At 73.0% G+C, this 1,669-nt stretch carries 1 protein-coding gene and 1 pseudogene; both read left to right on the plus strand.

Features of this window, described 5'->3' with window-relative positions; translation table 11 throughout:
• Positions 1-285: pseudogene (locus BMY88_RS23135) on the plus strand (methyl-accepting chemotaxis protein); the annotation flags it as partial.
• A gap of 315 nt (positions 286-600) precedes the next feature.
• Positions 601-1,669, plus strand: a 1,069-nt coding sequence (locus BMY88_RS23140; protein ID WP_139220573.1) for an MCP four helix bundle domain-containing protein, incomplete at its 3' end; no start/stop codon positions are given.

Consider the following 1,669-nt stretch of genomic DNA (forward strand, 5'->3'; position numbering starts at 1 on the left):
GCGGTCGCGGCGATCGGGGAGATCTCCCAGATCGTCGCCCAAATCTCCGACCGGCAGACCACCATCGCCAGCGCGGTGGAGGAGCAGACCGCCACCACCAACGAGATGAGCCGCTCGGTCCAGGAGGCCGCGCAGGGTTCCGGGCAGATCGCCGACAACATCACCGGCGTCTCCTCGGCCGCGGACTCGACCACCCAGGCGCTGACCCAGACGCGGACCGCGGTCGACGAGCTCTCCCGGATGGCCGCCGGGCTGCGCACGGCGGTGGGCCGCTTCAGCTACTGAGCAACCCGCCCCCAGGGGACCGCACAGGGAGCGCCCGGCCGATTCGGCCGGGCGCTTCTCTGCGTCCGAGGGGTGCGCCGACCTGCTCGCCGACCATTCCCGAGTCGCCGTGTCGACCGAGCGGAGAATGGTCGGCCGGCCATTCGCGATAATGTCGACAAGCCGTCTCGTCAGTGCGGTGACCGGAACGTACGAATCATTTCCGACACGCCGCCGGGATGCATTGTCGGCGGCCCTTCGCACCCCATTCTTCTCGCGAACGCGGCCTCCGCCCGCGGTCCGATCCCGTAATCACCGCACCTCCAGGAGACCGCGATGACCCACTCCATGACCCCCCCGGCTCCCCCCGGCGCCGCGCAGTCCGGCCCGCGCTGGTGGGGCGACCGCAGCGTGAAGACGAAGGTGCTCGGGACCGTGGCGGTCTCCGCCGTCGTGACCGGCGTGGTCGGCTTCATGGGGCTGCAGGCGCTCGGCTCCGCCGCCGACGCGGCGGACGCGCTCTACGACGACAACCTGCAGGGCGTGGCCGCGGCCGCTGACATGGACGGCCTCGTCGCCGACATGCGCGTCAACATCCGCGACACCGTCGTCGGCGCCGACCCGGCAGCGGCGATGGCCCGGATCGACGAGCTCGAGGCCGCCTTCACCGCCGCGTCCCAGGCCTACCGGGCGGAGACCACCACGTCCGACAGGCTGGCCGTGCTCGACTCCGTCGACGCCGGCATGGCCGCCTACGTGGACTTCCAGGAGAACGTCCTGGTCCCCTACGTCCAGGCCGGGGACTTCGACAGCTGGATCAGCAGCAACGCCTCCGAGGGCGCGCCGCTCGTCACCGCCGTCGAGGAGCAGATCGCCGGCCTGCGCTCGGCGGAGGACGCCGAGGCCCAGCAGGCCGCGGCCGACACCCGGTCCCACTACGAGTCCCAGCGCACCCTCGCTCTCGTCCTCATGATCGCGGGCATCGCCCTCGCCGCCGGCCTGGGCCTGTGGATCGCGACCGGCATCGCCCGCCAGGCCGCGCGCGTCGGCCTGGTGACGGCGGCGCTCTCGCGCGGCGACCTGACCGTGCGCAGCGGCCTGGACACCAGCGACGAGCTGGGCCGGATGGGCCAGGCGCTGGACGCGGCCGTCGTGGAGCTGGGCGCGGTGATGTCGTCGGTGGTCGCCTCCGCCGACGCCGTCGCGGCGAGCTCGGAGGAGCTGTCGGCGTCGTCGGCGCAGATCTCGGCCTCGGCCGAGGAGACCAGCGCGCAGTCCGGAGTGGTCTCCTCCGCCGCCGAGGAGGTCACCCGCAACGTGCAGACCGTGGCCGCCGGTGCCGAGGAGATGGGCGCGTCGATCCGGGAGATCGCCACGAACGCCGCGGAGGCCTCCGAGGTCGCCG

Origin of the sequence: Trujillonella endophytica (assembly GCF_900110555.1) — a bacterium.
GTDB lineage: Bacteria > Actinomycetota > Actinomycetes > Mycobacteriales > Geodermatophilaceae > Trujillonella > Trujillonella endophytica.